Here is a 21,996-nt window from a genome sequence, read left to right as displayed (position 1 = left end):
GCCTGAACCGCCGTGTACGGAACCGTACGCACGGTGGTGTGGGAGGACGGCGGCCGTGAGGCCGCCTCCTACCCGATCAGCAAACAAACTTGGACTTACTTACCAGCCCAGCGCTTGAGTACCAGTGTCGCGTTGGTGCCACCGAAGCCGAAGCTGTTGCTCATCACAGTATCGAGCTTGGCGTTCTCAACGGTGCTGCGCTGAATCGGCAGGTCGGCAATCTCTGGGTCGACTTCGTCAATGTTGACCGAGCCAGCAATGAAGTTGCCTTCCATCATCAGCATGCAGTAGATCGCTTCTTGTACGCCGGCGGCGCCCAAGGAGTGACCGGACAGGCTCTTGGTCGAGCTGATGGCAGGCGCCTTGGCACCGAACACTTCGCGCACTGCACGGCTTTCCGCGACGTCACCGACCGGCGTCGAGGTGCCGTGGGTGTTCAGGTAGTCGATTGGCGTGTCAACAGTGGCCAGGGCTTGCTGCATGCAGCGCACTGCGCCTTCGCCGCTCGGGGCAACCATGTCGTAGCCATCGGAGGTTGCGCCGTAACCGATGATTTCCGCATAGATTTTCGCGCCACGCTTGAGGGCGTGTTCGAGTTCTTCAACTACGACCATACCGCCACCGCCAGCGATGACGAAACCGTCACGCTTGGCATCGTAGGCACGCGAGGCTTTTTCCGGGGTTTCGTTGTACTGGGTGGAAAGGGCACCCATTGCGTCGAACAGGAAGCTCTGGCTCCAATGTTCTTCTTCGCCACCGCCAGCAAATACGATGTCTTGTTTGCCCAGTTGGATTTGCTCCATGGCATTGCCGATGCAATGCGCGCTGGTGGCGCAGGCCGAGGAGATCGAGTAATTGACGCCCTTGATCTTGAACGGCGTGGCCAGGCAAGCCGAGACAGTGCTGCCCATGGTGCGTGGCACGCGGTACGGGCCAACACGCTTAACGCCTTTCTCGCGCAGGATGTCCATGGCCTCCATCTGGTTGAAGGTCGACGCACCGCCGGAACCTGCAATCAAGCCCACGCGTGGGTTGGAGATGTCTTCGGCGCTGAGCCCTGCATCCTCGATCGCCTGTTGCATGGACAAATAGGCAAAAGCGGCAGCATCACCCATAAAGCGATAGACCTTGCGATCGATCAGCTCTTCTAGGTTGAGGTCAACCGAGCCGGAGACTTGGCTGCGCAAGCCCATTTCAGCATAAGCAGGGTTGAAACGGATGCCGGACTTGCCTGTGCGCAGGCTGGCAGAGACGGTGGCTTTGTCATTGCCTAGGCAGGAAACGATGCCTAGGCCGGTAATTACGACGCGACGCATGCAGAGAGTCCTTTAAAAATTGTCGGTGGAGGTGAACAGGCCGACCCGCAGGCCTTCGGCGCTGTAAATTTCGCGGCCATCGACGCTGACGGTGCCATCGGCAATAGCCAGAACCAGGGAGCGGGCAATGGTGCGTTTGATATGAATGTTGTAAGTGACTTTCTTGGCGGTCGGCAGGACCTGGCCGAAGAATTTCACTTCACCCGAACCGAGGGCGCGGCCACGGCCGGGGTTGCCCTGCCAGCCGAGGTGGAAACCGACCAGTTGCCACATGGCATCAAGGCCCAGGCAGCCTGGCATTACTGGATCGCCTTCGAAATGGCAGGCGAAGAACCACAGGTCTGGAGTGATATCGAGCTCGGCGACTATTTCGCCCTTGCCGTACTTGCCGCCGGTGTCGCTGATATGGGTGATGCGATCGATCATCAGCATGTTCGGCGCGGGCAGTTGCGCATTACCTGGGCCGAACAGTTCGCCGCGACTGCAGCGCAACAGGTCTTCCCGGGTGAAGGCGTTTTGTTTGGTCATGCGAGCTCCTCAATATGTCCCATGCGCCAAGGCTGGGCGAATCGTCCTGGCTGGCGGCGTAGTCTGTCTGCTGCGCCTACCGGTAGCCTAGTCATAGACTGTTGCGTTGTGGTGAAAGTCACAGCTTTGTGAGTACAGTTGTACTCCGCTCTGAAGGCCTGTCATAGGGCACATGCGCGTTAGCCTGCAGCAGTTCGATCTTCTTGACTACCCGTCGAAGGTCGAGGGGGCAGCCAGCGTTGCAGTATTCGCTGTAAGTCTGCCCGCTTGAAAGGCTTGGCCAGGTAGTCGTTCATGCCGCAGTTCAGGCAAGTCTCGCGGTCGCCCTGAAGCGCATTGGCGGTCAGGGCGATAATCGGTAGCTGCGCGCCGTCAGGCAGTTGGCGGATTTTTCGCGTGGCTTCATAGCCGTCCATGATGGGCAGTCGGCAGTCCATCAAAATGGCTGCGTAACGCTGTTGGCTAACTTTATCTACGGCCTGAGCACCATCCGTCACCAAGCTAACGTGGTAACCCAAGCTGCGCAGCATGGATTCGATCACCGTTTGGTTGACCGGGTTATCTTCAACTAATAACACCGACTGACCGCTGCTCTGATCCGATAACTGTGGGTTGCCGCTGGCCACTGGGGCGACGTGCTGAGAAAACTGCAGGGGCACCTCCAGGGTAAAAACCGAGCCCTGACCTTCTACGCTGGTAGCCCGCAGTGTGCCGCCCATGCGCTCTACCAGCGTGCGCGCGATAGGCAAGCCCAGGCCTGTGCCGCCGTAACGTCTTGAAATAGAAGTGTCGGCCTGCTGGAAGGCATTAAACATGTGCTCCAGGCGCTCGGGAGGGATGCCAATACCACTGTCATGCACCGCGCAACTGAACCACAGCACTTGGTTGTCCAGCGCTTGCCAGCTGCAGTGCACGCGAATGCTGCCATTCTCGGTGAATTTCAGGGCATTACCGATCAAGTTGACCAAAACTTGCCGCATACGCGTTGGGTCACCCCAAACCTGCAATTGCTCAAGGCCGCTCTGAGCCTCCAGAAGCAGGAGCAGGCCGCGCTGCTGTGCGCTGTGTTGGAACACTTGAATTGAGCTTTGTAGCAGGGTCTGCAAGCTGAAAGGAATGTGCTCGAGTTCCAATGAACCGCGTTCAATGCGTGAGAAATCGAGAATGTCGTTGATGACCTTGAGGAGGTGTTCGGTGGATTCGGTGGCCAGGGCAGCATATTCCGCCTGCTCCTGGGTCATCTCGGTGGTTTCCAGTAACTGCAACATCCCCAGCACGCCGTTCATGGGGGTGCGCAGCTCGTGGCTCATCATGGCCAAGAAGTCGGATTTTGCGCGGTTGGCCAGCTCCGATTGCTCGCGCGCTTGAATCAGCAAGGTCATAGCCCGTTGCTGTTCTTCACTGGCGTTGGCGAGGCCATGGGCGAGGTTGTTGATATGCCGTGCCAAGGCCTGCAGTTCACCTTCGCCAACCTCCGGCAGGATGGTCTGGTAATTACCGGCTTGAATCGCGCTAACAGCATCACCCATGGCGCTGAGGGGTTGCGACAGGTGGCGGGCCAGGCGGCGGGCAAGAATAAAGGTCAGCGCCAGGGCAAACAGCGCGAGTAGAGCGGCCTTGAAAAGGATTTCCTGCTGGCGTGTGTTAAACGCGTCGCTGCCGATACCCACAACCACGCGGCCCAGATAGTCATTCGCGAGAGGCGCAGTATTGGCGTTTTCACTGTGCATAAAGTCTGCGTTGAGGGTGACCTTCTGCAACAAAATCGGCGCCTCGAAGACGCTAACTGCTGCATGAGAGGTGGTATCAGCGCTGGGCTGCTCGACATAAATAAGGATGCGGTCGTTGTGGTCGCGCACTTCGAGAAAGCGCACGTGCGGGGTTTGCAGGGTGACCCCAAGCAGCGATTTGAGCACCGTCAGATTACCGGAGATAACCCCGTACTCGGTGGCTGGAGCCAGTTGGCTGGCGATCAGCTGGCCCGTCTGCTTGAGCTCCAGTTGCAGTTCCTGAAGGCGAGTGAAGGTAAAGAAACCGGTCAACAGAAGGGTCAAGAGCAGTGCCGGCCCGACGCTGATGAGCTGGGTGCGGGTATGGATATTCCAATGGCGGGGCAGCTTCATGGCTGTTCTCCTTCTACGAGCTTCTGCGCCAGTGATTCGTTGCTGGGCAATTCAATTGCCAGGGAGCGTGCGACCTGGGGGTTGCTGGTGACTTTGAAATGACTGGGGTAGCTGTACTTTGGCCATCTATCTGGCGACTGATTGAGGATGTCCTCAAGGCTGTCCAGCCAGTCGCTTTGGTCGCTGTACGTACTTGCCAAACTGCCGGCCTGGACGAAGCTGGCGCTAGGGCCAATCACCGGTCGCTGATGGGTGTAGCTGGTGAGCAGTAGATTTTTCACGGTGAGCGAATTGAACAGGCTGGTGTCGTTGATCCCCAGTAATAAGTCGCTGTGCGACAGCAGGTAGAGCAGCGGCCGACTGTCGCGCGTATCAGGCCAGCGCCGGGTCACGAGCCGCATGTCTTGCTCCGTCGCAGCCTGCCGGTACTCTTCGAGAAGAAAGGCACTATCAGCATCAAATAACAGTCCGGCGCGCTTCGCTGCGGGTAGCAGCAAGCGCGCCAGACGCATTTGCCGCTGCGGTGAAGGGTCACTCCAGAGCAGGCTTAGTTGAGCGGGTAGGGTTGCCGGCAGGTCTCGGGCTTGTATGCGGCTGATGCGCATGCCCAGAGTGGGCGGCCCTGCTGGATCGGTTAGGCGCCAGTCCAGTGCAGGTCTGTCGAGCAATATCAGGCGGTTTGTGTCGGGCAGTTGCGAGGGGGCAGGGAGCTTATTCAGGGCGACAAAGCTGACCTGGTCATGTGGCCTGCGCTGCTGCAGCTCGTTGACGAATCCCTGAATGGCGGGATTGCCTGCAGTGCTGCTGAATATGATTTCAGCCGCCCAGGCGGGCAGCGCTATCAGCAGGCAGCAGTAGAGCAATATCAGGCGGCTCATCCATTGGCCTCGCCAGCAATCCTTGGCAGTTTGCTCATTTAAAAGTCCAGCTGAGCGCTGACAGACATTAGGCGGCGCTCGTCATAGATATTCTCGCGCCAGGTCAGGGCTTCATCATCCAGGCGCTGTTGCACCATCAGCGCCAGTTCCAGATCACTTTTACCCAGGTTAAAACGCTTGGCTATGCGCAAGTCGGCGCGCTCGAAACGGCGCTCGTTGAGTAGGTCCGCGCCGTAGTAAAACAGGCTGCTTGACCAGCCGTGGCCCCATTCGTGTAACCAGCCTGCCGAGCCGCTGTAGCGAGCGGTTAAGCGTCGGTAGGATTTTTCAGACGTCTCGAAATCCACATAGGCATAGGTCAGGCGCAAGCGATCTGAGGAGGTGAATGTCCAGTCGATTTCGGTTTCCGCGCCGCGCAGCCACATGTAGTTTTCATTGTTCTGGCTGAACTCCTTGATATCCAGGGGCTCGGCAATCATCTGATGGATTTCGTCGTTGAACAGCTTGATGTCGATCTGTAAGCCGAAGTCGAATTGGCCGTTATAGCCGATCTCCCGCGAGCGCATGATCTCCTGCTGCAGGTCGCCGGGCCCTTGTGCCGTGGCAAAGTAGTAAGCCGAGGTATTGCCATTAAGGCTTGGAGACAGGTTCTCCATTCGGTAGGCCCAGTTGACGTTGTTTTCCTGCATGTCCGGCGAGCGGATTGCTTCGGAGTAGACAAAGCGCAGGCCATGACGCGGAGTGATCAAGTAGTTGAGGGCGATGCGCGAGGTCAGCGAGCTACCGCTCAGGCTGTCGTCCTCATGCATGGCGCCACCCTGCAGGACGAAATGTTCGCTCAAGTGCCATTCCAGATGGCCAAACAGGCGCCAGATTTCATTATCCAGGCTGCCTTGAAAATAGCTTTGTGAGTTGCTGCTGTCCTTGCGGTAGCTGAGGCCGCTGAGCAGGCGCAAATCATCGTTCAGGCTCAGGGTGTCCTGCAGCTCAAAGTCGTAGCGGGTTTCGTTGATGTTGTTATTGATGTCGCCGCATACCGGCGCCTGCAGGGCGCCTCCATCTTTATAAAAGTTAGTGCCAATAGTTGTGGCCAGCAGCCCTGCAGATGCGGGTATCTGTTTGCCATCTCTGAGTAGCCGGGCAACTGTATCGAGCAGATCCGGATCAAGCTTTTGCAGCGCTGCCACTTCAGGCGTGAAGGCCAGCGCCAAATCGCAGGTGCGCCATTCCTGGGTGCGTTCCCAGCGCTGCGCATAGGCCTGTAGTTGCAGGTTATGTGTGCTGCTGGTGTCCATGCTCCAGCGCATCGACGCGGAATAGTCGCGCGCCTCGATGTCCTTGTCTGTATCGCCAGCTGGGACAATGCCTCTGGCGAGTGCTTCTTCATCGGAATAGAAGTTTTTTTGGTTGCTGCCTTCTTTGGCGGCCAGTTGCCAGTCGAGGGTTTGGCTGTCGTCCAGTGTATGCGTGGCGCTGAGCTGCATGCGCGTGCTGCGGCGGCTGTCGCGGTAGGGCTGATCTTCATCGGTGCGGTCAAAGCCACTGTCTTGCTGGCCGGAGAGCGACAGGCGGAAATCACCGTTACCGCTGCTGAACCCCTGGCTGCCATACCAATCATCAATGCCGCGCTGACCGTGGATGTATTTCAGTCGCGTGCCATGGCTATTGGCGGGGTTGCGTGTGGTGATGCTGATCACCCCCGTCAGGGCATTGGCGCCGTAGCTAACGGTGTTAGGGCCGCGAAAAACCTCGATGCGCTCAATATCCTCTATGGCCAGTGGCAGGTCGGTCCAATCAACGGTGGCCAGGCCCGGCCGGTAGACGGAGCGGCCATCGATCAACACCTGCATGCGCCGGGCTGAATCAACCTGACCACCGTGGTAGTTGACCGTTATTTCGTTGCCTTTGACATAGCCGACCATCATGCCGGGCACTAAACGCATCAGCTCAGGAATGTCGCGGGCCCCACTGGCATCGATGAGTGCGCGGTCAATCACTGAAACACTGCCGGGCACCGCTGCAGGCGATTGCTTCAAACGGGTTGCACTGAGAATTTCAGGCAGCGCTTGGCCTTGGCCGAAGAGGTCTTCGGCGACCACCAGTGTGGGAGGCAGCAAGCTCAGTAAGCCGATCAGTGTCGCCAGGGGGTAAGTGTTAGCCACGCAAACGCTCGGATGGTATGCAAAGGCCAGCATGGTAACCGAGGCCTTAGGCTTTTGCAGTGGCCGCAGCCAATGGCATAAATTGGTCGTGCGGGCTGCGCACCGTATAATGCGCTCGCTTTGCCACTTTCAATGGTTCACCACGGATACGTTATGACAAATCAGCAACCCATCGCAGTGCTTGGCGGCGGTAGCTTCGGCACTGCAATTGCTAATTTGCTGGCGGAAAATGGCCAGCACGTCCTGCACTGGATGCGCGACCCCGAGCAGGTTCAAGCGATTCGACTGACCCGTGAAAACCCACGTTACCTCAAAGGCATCAAAATTCACCTCGGCGTGGAGCCTGTGGCTGATCTCGGCGCAGCATTGAGCGCCAGTCAGCTGGTTTTTGTGGCGTTGCCTTCCAGCGCCCTGCGCCAAGTCTTGCAGCCGGTGGCGGCGCAGCTGGCCGGTAAGCTGCTGGTGAGCACCACCAAGGGTGTCGAGGCGAAGAGCTTTTTGCTGATGAGCCAGATTCTCGAAGACATCGCCCCGCAGGCCCGCATCGGCGTCTTGTCGGGGCCGAACCTGGCCCGTGAAGTGGCCGAACATGCCCTGACGGCTTCAGTCGTGGCCAGTGAAGATGAAGACCTTTGCCAGCAGGTTCAGGCTGCGCTGCATGGCCGAACCTTCCGTGTGTATGCCAGTGCCGACCGTTTTGGCGTCGAGCTGGGTGGTGCGCTGAAGAATGTCTACGCGATCATCGCCGGCATGGCCGCCGCCATGGGCATGGGCGAAAACACCAAAAGCATGCTGATTACCCGCGCATTGGCGGAAATGACCCGCTTTGCCGTCAAATTGGGCGCGAACCCCATGACCTTCCTCGGCCTAGCTGGTGTGGGTGACCTGATCGTGACCTGCTCATCGGCTAAAAGTCGTAATTACCAGGTCGGCTTTGCCCTCGGCGAAGGCTTGAGCCTAGAGGATGCAGTTGAGCGTTTGGGCGAAGTGGCAGAAGGCGTAAACACCATTAAGGTGCTGAAGGCCAAAGCCGAGGAGCTGGAGGTCTACATGCCGCTGGTGGCGGGCCTGCATGGGATTGTGTTTGAGGGCCGAACGTTGGATCAGGTCATTGGTGCGCTGATGAATGCAGAGCCCAAGACCGATGTCGACTTTATCCCAACCACGGGTTTCTGAGTTTTATCGTTAAAACCTGCAAGGAGATCAGCATGAGTGATGGCAATCAGGAACTGCAGCGCGAGTCGATTCTGCTGCGCATTCTGTGGATGGTGATTTTCACCATCGTTTGGCAACTAGCGGAAATACTCTTGGGCGCCGTGGTGCTGCTGCAACTAGGTTATCGCCTGTTCTACGGTGCGCCAAACGCCGGTCTGCTGGGTTTTGGCGACAGCTTGAGCCAGTATCTGGCGCAGATCGGTCGCTTTGGCACCTTCAACAGTGATGAAAAGCCCTGGCCGTTCGCTGATTGGCCAACCCCGCAAGCACCACAAGGCGAAACGCCGCACAGAATCCCACCGGCCGCGCACCCGGTGCGTGATGAAGAGCCCAAGTTGTGAAACGCCGTTTAGTGAGGGCAGGGCAATGAAGTTGTGGCTGCTGCGCCACGGTGAAGCCGAACCGACGGCGCGTACTGATGCCGAGCGCAACCTCACGGCCCATGGCCGGCGACAGGTGCACGATGCAGCTGGGCTTCTGCAAGGCCGCCCATTGCAAGCGGTACTGGTCAGCCCTTATCTCCGTGCTCAGCAAACGGCCGATGTACTGTGTGAGGCGCTGGGGTTTAGCGGCAGTCGAGTAACCGTGCCCTGGCTGACGCCAGACAGCGATCTGCGGCAAACCCTGCGTGAGCTTGATGGTTATGCGCTGCAGGAGTTGCTGCTGGTGACCCATCAACCGCTGGTAGGCGCCTTGGCGGGGCTGTTGCTGCACGGCCACCGTCAGCAGCCCCTGGCAATGAATACTGCCAGCCTGGCGCTGCTTGAGGGCGATGCGCTGCTCGCTGGGCTGATGAGGTTGTCTGTACACAAGCACACCGCGGTGTTCTGACGCGGTACTACACACCGAAACATTTCTCCTCTTGCGGCTCGCCTTTGTGCGTGGAATAGTCCAACCAAGCAATTGCTTGGTTGGCTCCACAAAAATAACAAAGGAGGAAGCCCTGTGGCTGAAGAAATCCGATTGCCGCTTGAAGTGTTCTATGAGCGTGAGGCTCGGCACCCGAATAAACCTTATATGGTGCAGCCGCTGCCGGGCGGTCAGCTGCTGGAGCTGAGCTGGGCTGATGTCGGCGAGCAGGCTCGGCGTGCGGCCAACTGGCTGCGTAGCCGCGAACTGCCGCAGGGCAGTCGCATTGCGATCATTTCCAAAAATTGTGCGCATTGGATCATTGCTGACCTGGCGATCTGGATGGCCGGCCACGTCTCGGTGCCGCTCTATCCCAACCTCACCGCGGAATCAGTCGGCCAGGTGCTGCGTCACTCCGAAGCGGCGCTGGTGTTCGTTGGTAAGCTCGATGACTGGCCGAGCATGGCACCGGGTGTGCCGGAGGATATTCCGACCATCGGCCTGCTACTGCGTCCGCAGGGTGAGTTCAGCTTTACCTGGGATGACCTGCAGGCTTGTACACCGATTCAGGATAACCCCGCGCCAGCCGCCAATCAGCTCGCCACCATCATCTATACATCCGGTACCACGGGCACGCCGAAAGGGGTGATGCACCACTTCAGCAATTTCGGCTTTGCCGCCAGCCGTGCCACTGAATTATTCGGTGTAGGTGAAAATGACCGGGTGTTGTCCTACCTGCCGCTTTGCCACGTGGCCGAGCGCATGTTTGTTGAGCTGGCGTCGATCTACGCCGGGCAGACGATCTTCTTCGCCGAGAGCCTGGACACCTTCCTCGAAGACCTCAAGCGCGCACGGCCAACGGTGATGTTCGGTGTGCCGCGTATCTGGACCAAATTCCAGATGGGTGTCTACAGCAAGATGCCGGCTGAGAAGCTGGATTTCCTGCTCAAGCTGCCAATCATCGGCCGTATCGTCGGCAAAAAAGTACTGGTCGGCCTGGGCCTGGATGCGGTGCGTTATGCGCTTTCTGGCGCCGCGCCGGTGCCTGAGGCGCTGCTCAACTGGTACAAACGCCTGGGCCTAGATGTGCTGGAGGTCTACGGCATGACCGAGAACTGTGGTTACTCACATGTCTGTCGGCCTGGTAAGTTCCAGCAGGGCTGGATCGGGCAGAACAGCCCAGGCGTTGAGGTGCGGATCGCTGAAGATGGCGAGGTGCTGGTGCGCAGTGGTGCGACCATGCAGGGCTATTACAAAGACCCGGAAAAAACCGCAGAAACCATGACCGCCGATGGCTACCTGCGCACCGGCGACAAAGGTGAACAGGATGCCCAGGGCAACCTGCGCCTGACCGGGCGCATCAAGGAAATCTTCAAAACCAGCAAAGGCAAGTACGTCGCCCCGGCACCGATCGAGAACCGCCTGGGTGAACATTCGCGCATTGAGCAGGTGTGTGTGGTGGGCGATGGCATGACTCAGCCCATGGCCTTGTGCGTGCTCTCCGATGTGGGGCGCAATGAAGCCGTCAATGGTGGTCGCGGCGAGCTGCAAAGCAGCCTGGAAGCGCTGCTGGTGCAGGTCAACCAGAACCTCGACAAGCATGAGCGGCTGCAGCGTCTGGTACTGGTTAAGGATGTCTGGGCGGTGGACAACGGCTTCCTTACGCCAACCCTGAAAATCAAACGCGCGGTAGTGGAAGGCGCCTACGCTGAACGCTTCGGCGAGTGGACCGAACGCAGCGAAGCCGTGCTCTGGCACGAGTGATCACGCGCGTGGCCGGCTTGTCTGCCGGCCACCTTCTCACGGCACCTACCGTTAAGGACTGTTTATGGCCCTCTGGCAGCAAACCCCCAACCTCGAACAGCTCAATGCGATTCTGAAAAACACCATCGGCGAGCAACTGGATATCCGTTTCGAAGCCTTCGATGATGAATCGCTGACCGCCAGCATGGTGGTCGATGCACGTACCCATCAGCCCTACGGCCTTCTGCATGGCGGCGCCTCCGTGGTGCTGGCGGAAACCCTCGGTTCCACCGCCAGCCACCTGTGCATCGACAGCAGCAAGTTCTACTGCGTCGGTCTGGAGGTGAATGCCAACCACCTGCGCGGCCTGCGCAGTGGTCGGGTCACCGCGGTGGCGCGGCCGGTGCATCTGGGGCGCACCACTCACGTCTGGGATATTCGCCTGAGTGGTGAAGATGGCAAAGCCAGCTGTATTTCTCGGCTGACCATGGCCATCGTGCCGCTGGGTGAAAATGCTCCTGCTCAACGCTAAGCACACACCCCGTCAGTGCGACTGCGGCTGACGGGCCTACCATCAGCGTTGGCGACAGTGCCGTCATTCACTGGCCGTTTTGTCATTGCTGCCTGGCGAACACTGCCGGACAATCAGTCCAATTTCCCTGATAAGCCCCTGCCATGACTCAGTCTGTGTTCTTCGCCCATGCCAATGGCTTCCCCTCTGCCACCTACGGCAAGTTGTTTAGCGCGCTGGCACCTGATTACCCGGTGCAGCACCTTGACCAGCATGGCCATGACCCGCGCTTTCCGGTGAATGACAACTGGAGCAATTTGGTTGATGAGCTGATTCATCATCTTGAGGCCAGTCAGCAACCGGTATGGGGCGTCGGGCATTCATTGGGCGGCGTGCTGCACTACCACGCCGCCTTGCTGCGACCTGAGTTGTACCGTGGGGTGGTGATGCTCGATTCCCCGGTGCTGACCCTGGCCGACAAACTCGTGATCCGCGCTGCCAAACGCTTTGGTTTTATTGACCGCATTACTCCCGCCGGACGCACTCTGGGTCGGCGGGAGGAGTTTGTCGACCTGGCCGAGGCGCGCGGCTATTTCGCCACCAAGAGTCTGTTCCGCCGCTTTGATCCCGAATGTCTGGATGCTTATGTTCAGCACGGCCTGCAGGCGAGCCCGAATAGCCTGCGTCTGCGCTTTGATCCCGCCACGGAAATCAGCATTTATCGCAGCGTGCCGCACACCAGCCCTGGGCGCCCGCAGCAGCTGCAAGTACCGCTGGCCATGGTGCGTGGACGGCACAGCCGGGTGGTCATGCCCCACCACACGCACCTAGTGCGGCGTGTACCGAAAGGTGAATACCTGACGCTGCCGGGCGGCCATATGTTTCCCCTTGAGCGCCCGCAGGACACCGCAGAGCTGCTGAAAAAACTCTTCCAGCGCTGGTCCGGCCAGCCCACAAACGAGCAAAGCGCATGAGCCTGAATTTCGAAGAGGTGCGCCTGCGCCTACCGCACATTGAATTAGCCGCCCATCTGTATGGCCCCGAAGATGGCCAGCCAGTGATCGCCTTGCACGGCTGGCTGGATAACGCCGCAAGCTTTGCCCGGCTGGCCCCTTTGTTGCCTGGGATGCGCATTGTGGCCCTGGACTTTGCCGGGCACGGCCATTCCGATCACCGGCCGCCCGGCGGCAGTTATGCCATCTGGGATTATGCCTACGACGTGCTGCAGGTCGCCGAGCAGTTCGGCTGGCAGCGCTTTGCTCTGCTGGGGCACTCGATGGGGGCGATTGTCTCGGTGCTGCTGGCGGCGGCCATGCCGGAGCGTATCGAGCGCCTGGCGCTAATTGACGGGCTGATTCCTTACACAGGTGAAGCAGAAAGCGCGCCGCACAAGCTCGGTGAAGCGCTTAAGGCGCAGCTGGCGCTGGCCGGTAAGCGTAAACCGGTATACGGCGAATTTTCCCGCGCAGTCGAAGCACGCATGCGTGGCGTTGGCGCGGTTAGCCGTGAGGCGGCCGAGCTGCTCGCCCAGCGTGGCCTGATGCCTGTGCCCGGCGGTTACACCTGGCGTACCGACAGCCGTTTGACCCTGCCATCGCCACTGCGCCTGACCCATGCTCACGCCCTGGCATTTGCGCGCAGCCTGCAGTGCCCGACTAAGTTGGTGATGGCGCAGCAAGGGATGTTGCTGGCGCAACCGGATATCAAAGTGTTGCTTGCGGGGCTGGCTGTCGAGGTGGCGCAATTGCCTGGCGGCCATCATCTGCACCTGGATGACGACGTAGGTGCGGGCTTGGTAGCAGACTGTTTCAAAGCTTTCCTGGGCGCGGCTTGACTTGCTGAAGGCAACTGGGGAAAGGTGTGGCGATAGCCACGGAGATTCGCATGATCGACCTGTATACCGCCGCCACCCCCAACGGCCATAAAGCGTCCATCGCACTGGAAGAGCTGCAGCTGCCGTATAACGTGCAGGCATTGAGTTTCGACAAGCAGGAGCAGAAGGCTGCGGCCTTCCTCAAGATCAATCCCAATGGTCGCATTCCGGCGATTGTTGACCGCGACAACGATGATTTCGCGGTGTTCGAGTCCGGCGCCATTCTGTTGTACCTGGCCGAGAAAACCGGTCAATTGCTGCCCAGCGATGCCAAAGGTCGCTCGCGGGTGATTCAGTGGTTGATGTTCCAGATGGGGGGCGTCGGCCCGATGCAGGGGCAGGCCAATGTGTTCTTCCGCTATTTCCCGGAAAAACTGCAAGGCCCCATCGACCGCTACCAGCGTGAGACACGTCGTCTGTATGAGGTGCTCGATACGCGCTTGAGTGAAGCGCAGTACCTCGCGGATGACTACAGCATCGCTGATATCGCCACCTATCCCTGGGTGCGGATCCACGACTGGGCTGGGGTCTCGGTCGACGGGCTGGCGCATTTGCAGCGCTGGATGGCTGAGCTGGCCGAACGCCCAGCGGTGCAGCGCGGCTTGTTGGTGCCGCCGCGCGAAGAAGATGGCGAGAAAATCGTCAAAGCCGCCCAGTCGATGTTGATCAAATGAGCCGGCTTAATTCTTATTGCCTCGGCCTAAGCCTGCTGCTGGCCAGTGCCGTTGCGAGCGCAGATGTGCCGGGCAGTCATGACCTTGAGGTGCTGCCGCGTTTTGCCGGGAGCACGATTGTCAGCTTCAAGGATGTGGCCGATCAGGAGCGCATCTACCCGCAAGGCTCGATACGGCGCATCAGTGGCACCTTGCGCTATGAGCGCGAAGTCGCCGCTCAAGGCCAGCTAACCGCTGTGACCTATGAGTTGCCGCGCACCCATTCGGCTAATGAGGTGTTCGCCAATGCTCGGGAAGCCCTGCAAGCGCAAGATGCTGAGCTGCTGTACTGGTGCGTGGGCCGTGAGTGCGGCTCAAGCAGCCTGTGGGCGAACGCGGTATTCGACAACACTAAGCTAACGGGTGCGGATGACGAGCAAACCTATGTCTTGATGCGCCTGGCTGAACCCCGCCAAGACAGCCTGTTGGCGCTGTACAGCATCACCCGCGGCAACAAACGCGCCTATCTGCATGCCGAGTTACTCACGGCCAATGCCGCACTGGGTGAGGTCTTGCCATCCCCTGCGACGCTGCAGCGCCAGCTGAAAAGCACCGGTGAACTGCGCCTGGCCAAACAGGTCGAACCCAGCGCGGCGTGGGCTGAATTGCTGGCGCGTAGCCTGCGGCTCGACAGCACTTTGCGTGTGAGCATCAGCGGTGCCCAGGCTGAAGCCTGGCGTGAAGCGCTCGTTGCGCAACGTGTACGTGCCAGCCGTCTGGAGTTGGGTGAGCCTGATGTCAGCGGTGTACAACTTAACGTGCTGCGTTAGAACCTGAGTGGCGTAGGCTTGTCGCACTAAAACCTTCCGGCTCTGCCCTTATGGCAGAGCCTTTTTTGTTGTGCAGGGAGCAGGGCGAATGGCCAATAACGATCGGCTGCTGGTGCAGATACTGCTGCTTTTCTTATTAGGCGCGAGCCTATGGGTGTTGGCGCCGTTCTGGTCGGCGCTGTTTTGGGCCGCGGTGCTGTCGTTTGCCAGCTGGCCGGTGATGCGCGTGCTGACGCGTTTGCTCGGCGGGCGTCAGGCGTTGGCGGCGGGGCTGCTGACGCTGGTTTGGACCGTGGTGGTTGCCGTACCGCTGGTCATGCTTGGGTTCAACCTGGCGGATCACATCAAGGATGTCACCGCCTTGCTCAAGGGCTTTCAGGTCGAAGGATTACCGCCGGCGCCTGTTTGGCTGGCCGGCGTACCGCTGGTGGGGGACCGCCTGGTGAGTTTCTGGCTGACCATCGACCAACAGGGCGCCGCGTTTTTCGCCACGCTACGGCCTTATCTCGGGCAGGTGGGTAACTGGCTACTGGCACGCAGTGCGCAGATTGGCGGTGGCATGTTGGAGCTGGCGCTGAGTTTGATTCTGGTGTTCTTTTTCTACCGTGATGGGCCGCGCCTTGCCGCATTTGCTCAAAGCCTGTTGCAGCGTTTGATTGGTGATCGCGCCGACCACTACTTGGAACTCGTGGCCGGCACGGTGCAGCGGGTGGTTAACGGGGTGATCGGTACGGCCACCGCGCAGGCCATTCTGGCTTGGGTTGGCTTTACCATTGCGGGAGTGCCCGGTGCGTTGGTGTTGGGGATGATGACCTTCGGCTTCAGCCTGATCATGGTGCCACCACTGATCTGGGGCCCCGCTGTGGCCTGGTTGTTCTGGCAGGGCGAAGTCGGCATGGGCATCTTCCTGCTGATTTGGGGCGTCTTTGTGATCAGCGGCGTCGACAACATCCTCAAACCTTACCTGATCAGCCGCGGCGGCAACTTGCCGTTGATTGTGGTGCTGCTTGGGGTGTTTGGCGGCATCCTGGCGTTTGGCTTTATGGGCCTGTTCCTTGGCCCAACGTTGCTGGCAGTGGCCTACAGCCTGCTGAGTGACTGGGTAGGAACTCCCGTTTCGAGCACCAGCAGTGCTGAGCCTGCCGAGCCGCCGCGCAGTTAGCTGCTCAGTGGCTAGCGCTCACCGCGCTCGTATTTATCCAGCGTGTCGCTGGCTATCTGCCGGCCGAGCATGATCAGCTCCGGGGCCTTGTAGAACTCAAAGAAACGGCAGACCCGCTTGGGCACGTTGATCAGGATGTCCGGCGGGTAGCCGGCAATCTTGTACTGTGCCAATGAAGTCTGCATGACCTCAAAACTTTGGTTGATCAACTCAAGCAGCGAGGCAGGGCCGCTGAGATCGGCAACTCGCGAGCCGCTGGCGGATTTTGGTGCGGCGGGCTTGTTCAAGCTGCTTCGGGCATTCTGCTGCCAAGGATTCATGGCTTCCGGTTGCACGCTGCTGTCGCGCTCTTCGAGCAAGAGCATTTCGTCATCTTCGCCGTGTTTGCGTTTGAACGAAGGCAGGTGCGAGCCCAATGAACTCATCAGCAGGTCGAAACGCCCTTTGAGTGCGGGTGTGCGCTCGATTATCGGCAGCTCGTACTGGCGCTGATTATTCGAGTTGAGGTTGACCGCGACAATCAAATCGCAGTGGCTCGACACCACCGGCACGATGGGCAGTGGGTTAAGCAGGCTGCCATCGACCAGCATCCGATTGCCCTGAATAACCGGGGTGAACAAGCTGGGAATTGCCGCCGAAGCCCGCATGGCCTGGTGCAGGCAGCCTTCCTGAAACCAGATTTCCTGCTGATTGGTGAGGTCGGTGGCCACTGCAGTAAAGGGGATCGACAGGTTTTCGATGTCGATCTCGCCGACCATTTCGCGAATCTTGCCGAAGACTTTTTCGCCGCGAATCGCACCCAGGCTAAAGCTCACATCGAGCAGGCGTAATACGTCCAGATAATCCAGGCTTTGCGTCCATTCACGGTATTCATTGAGCTTGCCGGCGGCGTAAATCCCGCCGACCACCGCCCCCATGGAGCAGCCGGCAATGCAGGCAATTTCATAGCCACGGGCTTCCAACTCTTCGATGACACCGATATGCGCATAACCACGCGCACCTCCGGAACCCAATACCAGCGCAATACGCTTACTCATCAGCCTGTCCTCCGTAACTCGTTATGCAGTGAACATACGCGCGGTAGAGCGCGCCGCCAAGGCGCGATTTGCTAGTATCCACGGCATTCACGCGTGAGTGCCGGTTGCATGAGGTGTGGGCACTTTTATCTGTTTTGTGCGTCTGAAAGGCTGTGTGAATGCGTGGCGATCAGGTGTGGCTACGCGTCCTGATACGCAAGCAAAGTATGTCTCTCTTCCTGGAGTTAGCTGATGAAACTGTGGATTGTGTTGCCTATGGTGTTGCTGGTGCTCAGCGGCTGCGCCGGAAAAACCGCTTATCGCGACAGCTGTGCCAACCAGTTAGATGCCGCCTGGCGTGAACTGGACCTGGCCAAGGCCGAGGGTTTTGCCGGCACCGTGAGTTATTCCAAAGCCTTGTCGCTGCTGACCGCGGCGAAAACCCAGCAACAATTTGAAGCCTACGAAGGCTGCACCGCGAAGTCTGAGCGTGCGCGTTTCTACATCCGTGAATCGCGAGCGGGGCGCTAATGCAGCTTAATTTCAGCACCCTTGAACCGCTTGACCGTTACCGCTGGTTAGCCTCGACCATCACGCCGCGCCCTATTGCCTGGGTCTCCAGCCTGTCGGCAGACGGGATCAGTAACCTGGCGCCGTTCAGCTTTTTTACCGTGATCAGTGATGACCCCGCGACCCTGCTGATCAACGTCAATCACCGGGGCGATGGCAGCCTGAAAGATACCTTGCTGAATGTGCAGGCAAGTGGCGAGCTGGTGATTCAACTGGTGTCTTTCGAGCAGGCCGAGGCGATGAACGCCAGCGCGGCGCTATTGCCTCACGCCATCAGCGAATTTGAACACTGTGGCATCGCCAGCCTGTCGTCGGTGCAGGTTAAGCCACCGCGCGTGGCCGGGGCGGCCGTGGCTTTCGAGTGCCGTTTGGTTGAGGCCATGCCTTACCCAAAGGCGGCACCTAACTGCCACCTGTTGTTTGCCGAAGTGCTGTTGGCGCATATCGATGAGCGCGTGCTCAACGAGCAGGGTCGCATTGATGCCGGCAAGCTCGACTTGATTGGTCGCCTCGGCGGTGCGGCCTACTCACGCACCACCGAGCGCTTTGATCTAAAACGGCCGTCCTGAGCTGTTCGTGTCACAAGTTCGTCAGTAAAGGTTTCCAGTGGCTATGCCCTGGCCGCATCGCGCAGTAGCATCGTCCGCTAGCCTTTAGGAGTGGTTCATGCGCGCCAAACTGGAAACTGTGCTGCAGACGGTCAATCACGTGCTCTTGGGCAAGGAGCCGCAGGTACGCCTGGCGCTGACTTGCCTGTTAGCCCAAGGCCATTTGTTGATTGAGGACTTGCCCGGTATGGGCAAAACCACCCTCAGCCATGCCCTGGCCAAAGTACTGGGGCTGAGTTTTCAGCGTATCCAGTTCACCTCTGACCTGCTGCCGGGGGACATCCTTGGCACCTCGGTGTTCGACAAGGACACTGGGCAGTTCATCTTCCATCCGGGGCCGATCTTTGCCGAGCTGGTGCTGGCCGATGAGATCAACCGCGCCACGCCGAAAAGCCAGAGCGCATTGCTTGAGGCTATGGAAGAGGGCCAGGTGACCATCGAGGGCGCGACCCGACCGTTGCCTGAACCGTTTTTTGTCATTGCCACGCAAAACCCGGTGAGCCAGGGCGGCACCTTTGCCTTGCCTGAGTCGCAGCTGGACCGCTTTCTCATGCGCTTGTCGCTCGGCTACCCCGGCAAAGCAGCGGAAAAAGCCCTGTTGCTCGGTGATTCGCGACGTTCCTTGTTACCCAGTTTGCCGGCGCTGCTGGATCATGCTGAATTGGCGCTGATTCAGGCTGAGGTGCCGAAGGTGCGCGCCAGCGATGCGTTGGTCGATTATGTGCTGCGTCTGGTCGATGCCACCCGCACCCAGCCGCAATTTGCCTGGGGCCTGTCCCCGCGGGCCAGCCTGGCACTGCTCGCCGCGGCGCGGGCTTGGGCGTTTCTCGCCGGGCGTGATTATGTAATTCCGGAAGATGTGCAGGCGGTGTTGCCTTCGGTGGTCGGCCATCGCCTGCGTGAACGTGCCGACCCGGCCGGGCATGGGGCGGGCAGTTTGGTGCAGTGGCTGCTGCGTGAGGTGCCGGCGCTTTGATTGCTCAGCTCAGGCCACGCTGGAATCGCTGGCTGACTCGGCGCATTCCGCCCGCCGCCAGTGTGCGGCTCAACCAACGGCGGATTTTTATCATCCCCAGCCGGGTCGGCGCGGCCTTTATCTCGGCGTTGCTGCTGATGTTGCTGGCCGCAATCAATTACCAGAACAGCCTGGCTTACGCCCTGACGTTTTTGTTGGGCTCGGTGTTTGTTGTCGCCATTCTGCACACCTACCGCAACCTGGCAGGGCTGATCATCAAGGCCGGCAGCACCCCGGCGGTGTTTGTCGGCGAGCCCGCCGGTTTTCGTGTACGCCTGGAAAGCAGTCAGCGGCCGCATCAGGCCGTCAGCCTGGGTTGGCCACCGGCCGAGTTGCAGACCCTAGACGTGCCGGCTCAAGGCGTGAGCGAGTGTCAGTTGAACCTGCCTGCGTTGCAGCGCGGCTGGCTGCGGCCAGGCCGTTTGCGGGTCGAAAGCCGCTTTCCGTTGGGGATTTTGGTGGCTTGGAGTTGGCTCGACCTGGACCAGCGCGTATTGGTCTATCCGCGGCCCTTGCCGGGTGAGTTGCCGCTGTCCGCCGGGGCCAGTGACGATCAGGACGAGGAGGGCAGTCGTGCACATGGCCAGGGTGTCGATGATTACCAAGGGCTGAAAAACTATCAGCCGGGTGATTCCAAGCGGCGTCTGCACTGGAAGGCCTATTCCAGAGGCCAGGGCCTGTTGGTCAAGGATTTTGCTTCGATCAGCGGGCGCGATCTGCATCTGGATTTCGACGCCATGCCCGGTGATGTTGAAACGCGCCTGTCATTACTCTGCCACTGGGTGCTGCAACTGGCCGAGCGCCAGCAGCCATTTGCCCTGAGCTTGCCGGGCCAGCTGTTGAGCGCCGACAGCGGCGAGCTGCATCGTGATGCCTGCTTGCGCGCGCTGGCGCTGTTTGGCCGTGCGTCATGAGCCGAGTCATGACAATTCCCCGGGTCAGCCTGACGTGGCTGCTGGTGGCGCAGCTGCTGGTAATTATTCCGCACCTAAGTCATTTGCCGTTTTGGATCATCGGCCTGTGGCTGGGCAGTGCGGCTTGGCGGATTCAGATATTCCGCATGCGCGCGCGCTACCCGAATGCCTGGGCCAAGGGCGCGTTGATGCTGGCGGCAGCCGTGGGGGTGCTTGTGTCCCGCGGCAGCCTGGTCGGACTGGATGCCGGGGTGGTGCTGCTGATCGCCGCGTTTGTGCTCAAGCTGCTGGAAATGCGCACGCGGCGTGATGCGCTGGTGCTGATCTTCCTCGGCTTCTTTGTGGTGGTCACCGCCTACCTGTTCGATGACAGCATGCTGATGGCCTTTTACAGCCTGTTGCCGGTGACCGCCTTGCTTGCCGCGCTGATTGGCCTGCAGCAGAGCAGCCTGGCCGCCCAACCGTGGCCAACCGCGCGCCTGGCTGGCAGCCTGATGCTGCAAGCGCTGCCGGTGATGCTGCTGCTGTTTATATTCTTCCCGCGCATGGGGCCGCTCTGGTCGTTGCCGGTGCCCAACGACAAGGCCACTACCGGCCTGTCAGACAGCATGGCGCCGGCGGATATTGCCGACCTCAGTCGCTCCGCCGCGTTGGCGTTTCGCGCCAGTTTCGACGGTGCAACGCCGCCACGCAGTGAGCTGTATTGGCGTGCCTTGACCCTGGATCGCTTCGATGGGCGGCGCTGGTCACAATCCGATTACGCCGAGTTTGCTCCCGGTGCGCAGTGGCAGAAGCGCGGTGAGGCGTTGAACTACAGCATCGTTATGCAACCGAGCGGGCAGCGCTGGCTGTTCGCCCTGGATGTGGCGCAAACCAATCTAGAACAGACGCGGCTGATGAGTGATTTTCGCCTGCAGCGTCGACAGCCGGTGGATCGCTCGTTGATCTATCAGGTCAGCTCCTGGCCGCAGGCGTTGCGGGAACCGCAATTGGCCGCTGGGTTCATGCACCGGGCCTTGCAGCTGCCGGCGCAAGGCGAACCGCGCAGTCGCGCCTGGGCTGAGCAACTCAAGCGCGACTATCCGCAGCCTGAGCAACTGGTGCAGGCGCTACTCAGCCACTTCAACCGTGAGCCCTATGCCTACACCCTGCGTCCGCCCGCGCTGGGGGTGAACAATATCGATGACTTTTTGTTCGAGACGCGCAGCGGCTTCTGTGCCCACTATGCCGGCGCGATGACCTTTGTGCTGCGCGCGGCTGGGATTCCGGCGCGGGTGGTGGCGGGCTATCAAGGCGGCGAGTTCAACCCGGCGGGCAACTACGTGCAGGTGCGGCAATTCGATGCCCATGCCTGGGTCGAGTATTGGCAGGCAGGACGTGGCTGGGTCAGTGTTGATCCGACCTTTCAGGTGGCGCCCGAGCGGATCGACCAAGGCCTGGAGGAAGCCCTGGCCGGTGAGCAGAGTTTTCTTGAGGACTCGCCCTTTTCGCCACTGCGCTATCGCAATCTCAGTTGGCTGAATGAGCTGCGCCTGGCTTGGGACAATGTGAATTACGGCTGGCAGCGTTGGGTACTGGGCTACCAGAGCCAGCAGCAGTTGGAGTTTCTGCAGCGCTGGTTGGGCCGGGTCGATGCCCAGTCACTGGTCATCGGCTTGGTCGGTGGTGGTGGCGTGCTGCTGGGTATGCTCGCGCTCTGGCTGTTCAAACCTTGGCAGCGTGAGCGTGACGTACAGCAGCGATTGTTCCGCCGTTTCGAGGCACTGCTGGCGCGTCATGGTGTACCGCGACATCCCGGCGAAGGCCCGCGAGACTATGCCGCTAGGGCAGGCTTACTGTTACCTGAGCAGGCGCAGGCGATTGCAGGGTTTGCGGCGGCATTCGAGGCGCAGCGCTATGCCGGTCAAATGCTCAGCGCCGTGCAACTGCGTCAGCGTCTAAAGGCACTGCGCCGGGCATTACCTTGGCGATTTACCCGTGTGCAGCCCTAGCGGTTGAGCACTTGTGGCAAATCAATAAGCGCATAAGCT

21 protein-coding genes are annotated in these 21,996 nt (G+C 59.8%); 15 read left to right on the top strand and 6 right to left on the bottom strand.

Going from position 1 to position 21,996, the window contains the following annotated elements:
* Positions 1-95 precede the first annotated feature (95 nt).
* The 5 genes from fabB to N1078_RS13090 form a co-directional block, all read right to left on the bottom strand.
* Positions 96-1,316 (bottom strand): beta-ketoacyl-ACP synthase I, encoded by a 1,221-nt coding sequence (gene fabB / locus N1078_RS13110; RefSeq protein WP_274088617.1) that lies wholly within the window; start codon positions 1,314-1,316, stop codon positions 96-98.
* Positions 1,317-1,328: 12 nt separating this feature from the next.
* Positions 1,329-1,844 carry a 3-hydroxyacyl-[acyl-carrier-protein] dehydratase FabA gene (fabA, locus tag N1078_RS13105; protein WP_274088616.1) on the bottom strand — a complete coding sequence of 172 codons (516 nt, stop codon included), beginning with the start codon at positions 1,842-1,844 and terminating at the stop codon, positions 1,329-1,331.
* Positions 1,845-2,023: 179 nt separating this feature from the next.
* On the bottom strand, positions 2,024-3,967 hold the full coding sequence (locus tag N1078_RS13100) for an ATP-binding protein (protein WP_274088615.1): 1,944 nt from the start codon (positions 3,965-3,967) through the stop codon (positions 2,024-2,026).
* Complete coding sequence (locus N1078_RS13095) at positions 3,964-4,845, bottom strand: ABC transporter substrate-binding protein (RefSeq protein ID WP_274088614.1); 882 nt, start codon at positions 4,843-4,845, stop codon at positions 3,964-3,966. Before N1078_RS13095 ends, N1078_RS13100 begins: the two co-directional genes overlap by 4 nt.
* 38 nt (positions 4,846-4,883) lie before the next feature.
* Positions 4,884-7,040 carry a TonB-dependent receptor plug domain-containing protein gene (locus N1078_RS13090; RefSeq protein ID WP_274088613.1) on the bottom strand — a complete coding sequence of 719 codons (2,157 nt, stop codon included), beginning with the start codon at positions 7,038-7,040 and terminating at the stop codon, positions 4,884-4,886.
* Positions 7,041-7,160: 120 nt separating this feature from the next.
* Here N1078_RS13090 and N1078_RS13085 point away from each other — a divergent pair, with 120 nt between their 5' ends.
* The 10 genes from N1078_RS13085 (at position 7,161) to N1078_RS13040 (ending at position 15,843) form a co-directional block, all read left to right on the top strand.
* Positions 7,161-8,183, top strand: coding sequence for an NAD(P)H-dependent glycerol-3-phosphate dehydrogenase (locus N1078_RS13085; protein WP_274088612.1), 1,023 nt, complete (start codon positions 7,161-7,163; stop codon positions 8,181-8,183).
* Positions 8,184-8,215: 32 nt separating this feature from the next.
* Entirely contained in the window at positions 8,216-8,563 is a 348-nt protein-coding gene (locus N1078_RS13080; protein WP_274088611.1) for a DUF4389 domain-containing protein, read from the top strand.
* Between the two features lie 25 nt (positions 8,564-8,588).
* Positions 8,589-9,053 carry a phosphohistidine phosphatase SixA gene (gene sixA / locus N1078_RS13075; protein WP_274088610.1) on the top strand — a complete coding sequence of 155 codons (465 nt, stop codon included), beginning with the start codon at positions 8,589-8,591 and terminating at the stop codon, positions 9,051-9,053.
* 114 nt (positions 9,054-9,167) lie between these two features.
* Entirely contained in the window at positions 9,168-10,835 is a 1,668-nt protein-coding gene (locus tag N1078_RS13070; RefSeq protein ID WP_274088609.1) for an AMP-binding protein, read from the top strand.
* Positions 10,836-10,899: 64 nt separating this feature from the next.
* Entirely contained in the window at positions 10,900-11,346 is a 447-nt protein-coding gene (locus N1078_RS13065; protein ID WP_274088608.1) for a hotdog fold thioesterase, read from the top strand.
* Between the two features lie 143 nt (positions 11,347-11,489).
* On the top strand, positions 11,490-12,299 hold the full coding sequence (locus N1078_RS13060) for an alpha/beta fold hydrolase (RefSeq protein WP_274088607.1): 810 nt from the start codon (positions 11,490-11,492) through the stop codon (positions 12,297-12,299).
* On the top strand, positions 12,296-13,159 hold the full coding sequence (locus N1078_RS13055; protein ID WP_274088606.1) for an alpha/beta hydrolase: 864 nt from the start codon (positions 12,296-12,298) through the stop codon (positions 13,157-13,159). The genes N1078_RS13060 and N1078_RS13055 overlap by 4 nt, the downstream gene beginning before the upstream one ends.
* A gap of 50 nt (positions 13,160-13,209) precedes the next feature.
* A complete protein-coding gene (locus N1078_RS13050; RefSeq protein ID WP_274088605.1) occupies positions 13,210-13,872 on the top strand; it encodes a glutathione S-transferase family protein in 663 nt (220 codons plus the stop codon).
* A complete protein-coding gene (locus tag N1078_RS13045; protein ID WP_274088604.1) occupies positions 13,869-14,681 on the top strand; it encodes a DUF4892 domain-containing protein in 813 nt (270 codons plus the stop codon). The genes N1078_RS13050 and N1078_RS13045 overlap by 4 nt, the downstream gene beginning before the upstream one ends.
* An 88-nt stretch (positions 14,682-14,769) precedes the next feature.
* Positions 14,770-15,843 (top strand): AI-2E family transporter, encoded by a 1,074-nt coding sequence (locus N1078_RS13040; RefSeq protein ID WP_274088603.1) that lies wholly within the window; start codon positions 14,770-14,772, stop codon positions 15,841-15,843.
* Between the two features lie 11 nt (positions 15,844-15,854).
* Here the strand turns inward: N1078_RS13040 and N1078_RS13035 are convergent, their stop codons facing one another.
* Positions 15,855-16,880 (bottom strand): patatin-like phospholipase family protein, encoded by a 1,026-nt coding sequence (locus N1078_RS13035; RefSeq protein WP_274088602.1) that lies wholly within the window; start codon positions 16,878-16,880, stop codon positions 15,855-15,857.
* A gap of 231 nt (positions 16,881-17,111) precedes the next feature.
* Between N1078_RS13035 and N1078_RS13030 the strand changes: the two genes are divergently transcribed.
* The 5 genes from N1078_RS13030 to N1078_RS13010 all read left to right on the top strand — a co-directional run bounded on the left by N1078_RS13030 (position 17,112) and on the right by N1078_RS13010 (position 21,957).
* Positions 17,112-17,390, top strand: coding sequence for a hypothetical protein (locus N1078_RS13030; protein WP_274088601.1), 279 nt, complete (start codon positions 17,112-17,114; stop codon positions 17,388-17,390).
* Positions 17,390-17,998 carry a flavin reductase family protein gene (locus tag N1078_RS13025; RefSeq protein WP_274088600.1) on the top strand — a complete coding sequence of 203 codons (609 nt, stop codon included), beginning with the start codon at positions 17,390-17,392 and terminating at the stop codon, positions 17,996-17,998. Before N1078_RS13030 ends, N1078_RS13025 begins: the two co-directional genes overlap by 1 nt.
* A 97-nt stretch (positions 17,999-18,095) precedes the next feature.
* Entirely contained in the window at positions 18,096-19,013 is a 918-nt protein-coding gene (locus tag N1078_RS13020; protein WP_274088599.1) for an AAA family ATPase, read from the top strand.
* Positions 19,010-19,966: a DUF58 domain-containing protein gene (locus tag N1078_RS13015; protein WP_274088598.1), complete on the top strand. Its 957-nt coding sequence runs from the start codon at positions 19,010-19,012 to the stop codon at positions 19,964-19,966. The genes N1078_RS13020 and N1078_RS13015 overlap by 4 nt, the downstream gene beginning before the upstream one ends.
* Positions 19,963-21,957 carry a transglutaminase TgpA family protein gene (locus N1078_RS13010; RefSeq protein WP_274088597.1) on the top strand — a complete coding sequence of 665 codons (1,995 nt, stop codon included), beginning with the start codon at positions 19,963-19,965 and terminating at the stop codon, positions 21,955-21,957. The genes N1078_RS13015 and N1078_RS13010 overlap by 4 nt, the downstream gene beginning before the upstream one ends.
* The last annotated feature ends 39 nt before the right edge of the window (positions 21,958-21,996 follow it).

Origin of the sequence: Pseudomonas sp. MIL19, from assembly GCF_028680365.1 — a bacterium.
In the GTDB taxonomy this organism is placed as follows: domain Bacteria; phylum Pseudomonadota; class Gammaproteobacteria; order Pseudomonadales; family Pseudomonadaceae; genus Aquipseudomonas; species Aquipseudomonas spirodelae.
Note: the sequence above shows the minus strand (reverse complement) of the source record. Positions and strands in the feature narration are given on the sequence as shown.

What these genes read in the sequence shown, in the direction of transcription:
- N1078_RS13025 (WP_274088600.1), top strand. Translation starts at nt 17,390, where the DNA reads ATGCAGCTTAATTTCAGCACCCTTGAACCGCTTGACCGTTACCGCTGG.
- N1078_RS13085 (WP_274088612.1), top strand. Translation starts at nt 7,161, where the DNA reads ATGACAAATCAGCAACCCATCGCAGTGCTTGGCGGCGGTAGCTTCGGC.
- sixA (WP_274088610.1), top strand. Translation starts at nt 8,589, where the DNA reads ATGAAGTTGTGGCTGCTGCGCCACGGTGAAGCCGAACCGACGGCGCGT.
- N1078_RS13040 (WP_274088603.1), top strand. Translation starts at nt 14,770, where the DNA reads ATGGCCAATAACGATCGGCTGCTGGTGCAGATACTGCTGCTTTTCTTA.
- N1078_RS13055 (WP_274088606.1), top strand. Translation starts at nt 12,296, where the DNA reads ATGAGCCTGAATTTCGAAGAGGTGCGCCTGCGCCTACCGCACATTGAA.
- N1078_RS13065 (WP_274088608.1), top strand. Translation starts at nt 10,900, where the DNA reads ATGGCCCTCTGGCAGCAAACCCCCAACCTCGAACAGCTCAATGCGATT.
- fabA (WP_274088616.1), bottom strand. Translation starts at nt 1,844, where the DNA reads ATGACCAAACAAAACGCCTTCACCCGGGAAGACCTGTTGCGCTGCAGT.
- N1078_RS13050 (WP_274088605.1), top strand. Translation starts at nt 13,210, where the DNA reads ATGATCGACCTGTATACCGCCGCCACCCCCAACGGCCATAAAGCGTCC.
- N1078_RS13095 (WP_274088614.1), bottom strand. Translation starts at nt 4,845, where the DNA reads ATGAGCCGCCTGATATTGCTCTACTGCTGCCTGCTGATAGCGCTGCCC.
- N1078_RS13090 (WP_274088613.1), bottom strand. Translation starts at nt 7,040, where the DNA reads ATGCTGGCCTTTGCATACCATCCGAGCGTTTGCGTGGCTAACACTTAC.
- N1078_RS13010 (WP_274088597.1), top strand. Translation starts at nt 19,963, where the DNA reads ATGAGCCGAGTCATGACAATTCCCCGGGTCAGCCTGACGTGGCTGCTG.
- N1078_RS13030 (WP_274088601.1), top strand. Translation starts at nt 17,112, where the DNA reads ATGAAACTGTGGATTGTGTTGCCTATGGTGTTGCTGGTGCTCAGCGGC.
- N1078_RS13045 (WP_274088604.1), top strand. Translation starts at nt 13,869, where the DNA reads ATGAGCCGGCTTAATTCTTATTGCCTCGGCCTAAGCCTGCTGCTGGCC.
- N1078_RS13100 (WP_274088615.1), bottom strand. Translation starts at nt 3,967, where the DNA reads ATGAAGCTGCCCCGCCATTGGAATATCCATACCCGCACCCAGCTCATC.
- fabB (WP_274088617.1), bottom strand. Translation starts at nt 1,316, where the DNA reads ATGCGTCGCGTCGTAATTACCGGCCTAGGCATCGTTTCCTGCCTAGGC.
- N1078_RS13020 (WP_274088599.1), top strand. Translation starts at nt 18,096, where the DNA reads ATGCGCGCCAAACTGGAAACTGTGCTGCAGACGGTCAATCACGTGCTC.
- N1078_RS13060 (WP_274088607.1), top strand. Translation starts at nt 11,490, where the DNA reads ATGACTCAGTCTGTGTTCTTCGCCCATGCCAATGGCTTCCCCTCTGCC.
- N1078_RS13080 (WP_274088611.1), top strand. Translation starts at nt 8,216, where the DNA reads ATGAGTGATGGCAATCAGGAACTGCAGCGCGAGTCGATTCTGCTGCGC.
- N1078_RS13035 (WP_274088602.1), bottom strand. Translation starts at nt 16,880, where the DNA reads ATGAGTAAGCGTATTGCGCTGGTATTGGGTTCCGGAGGTGCGCGTGGT.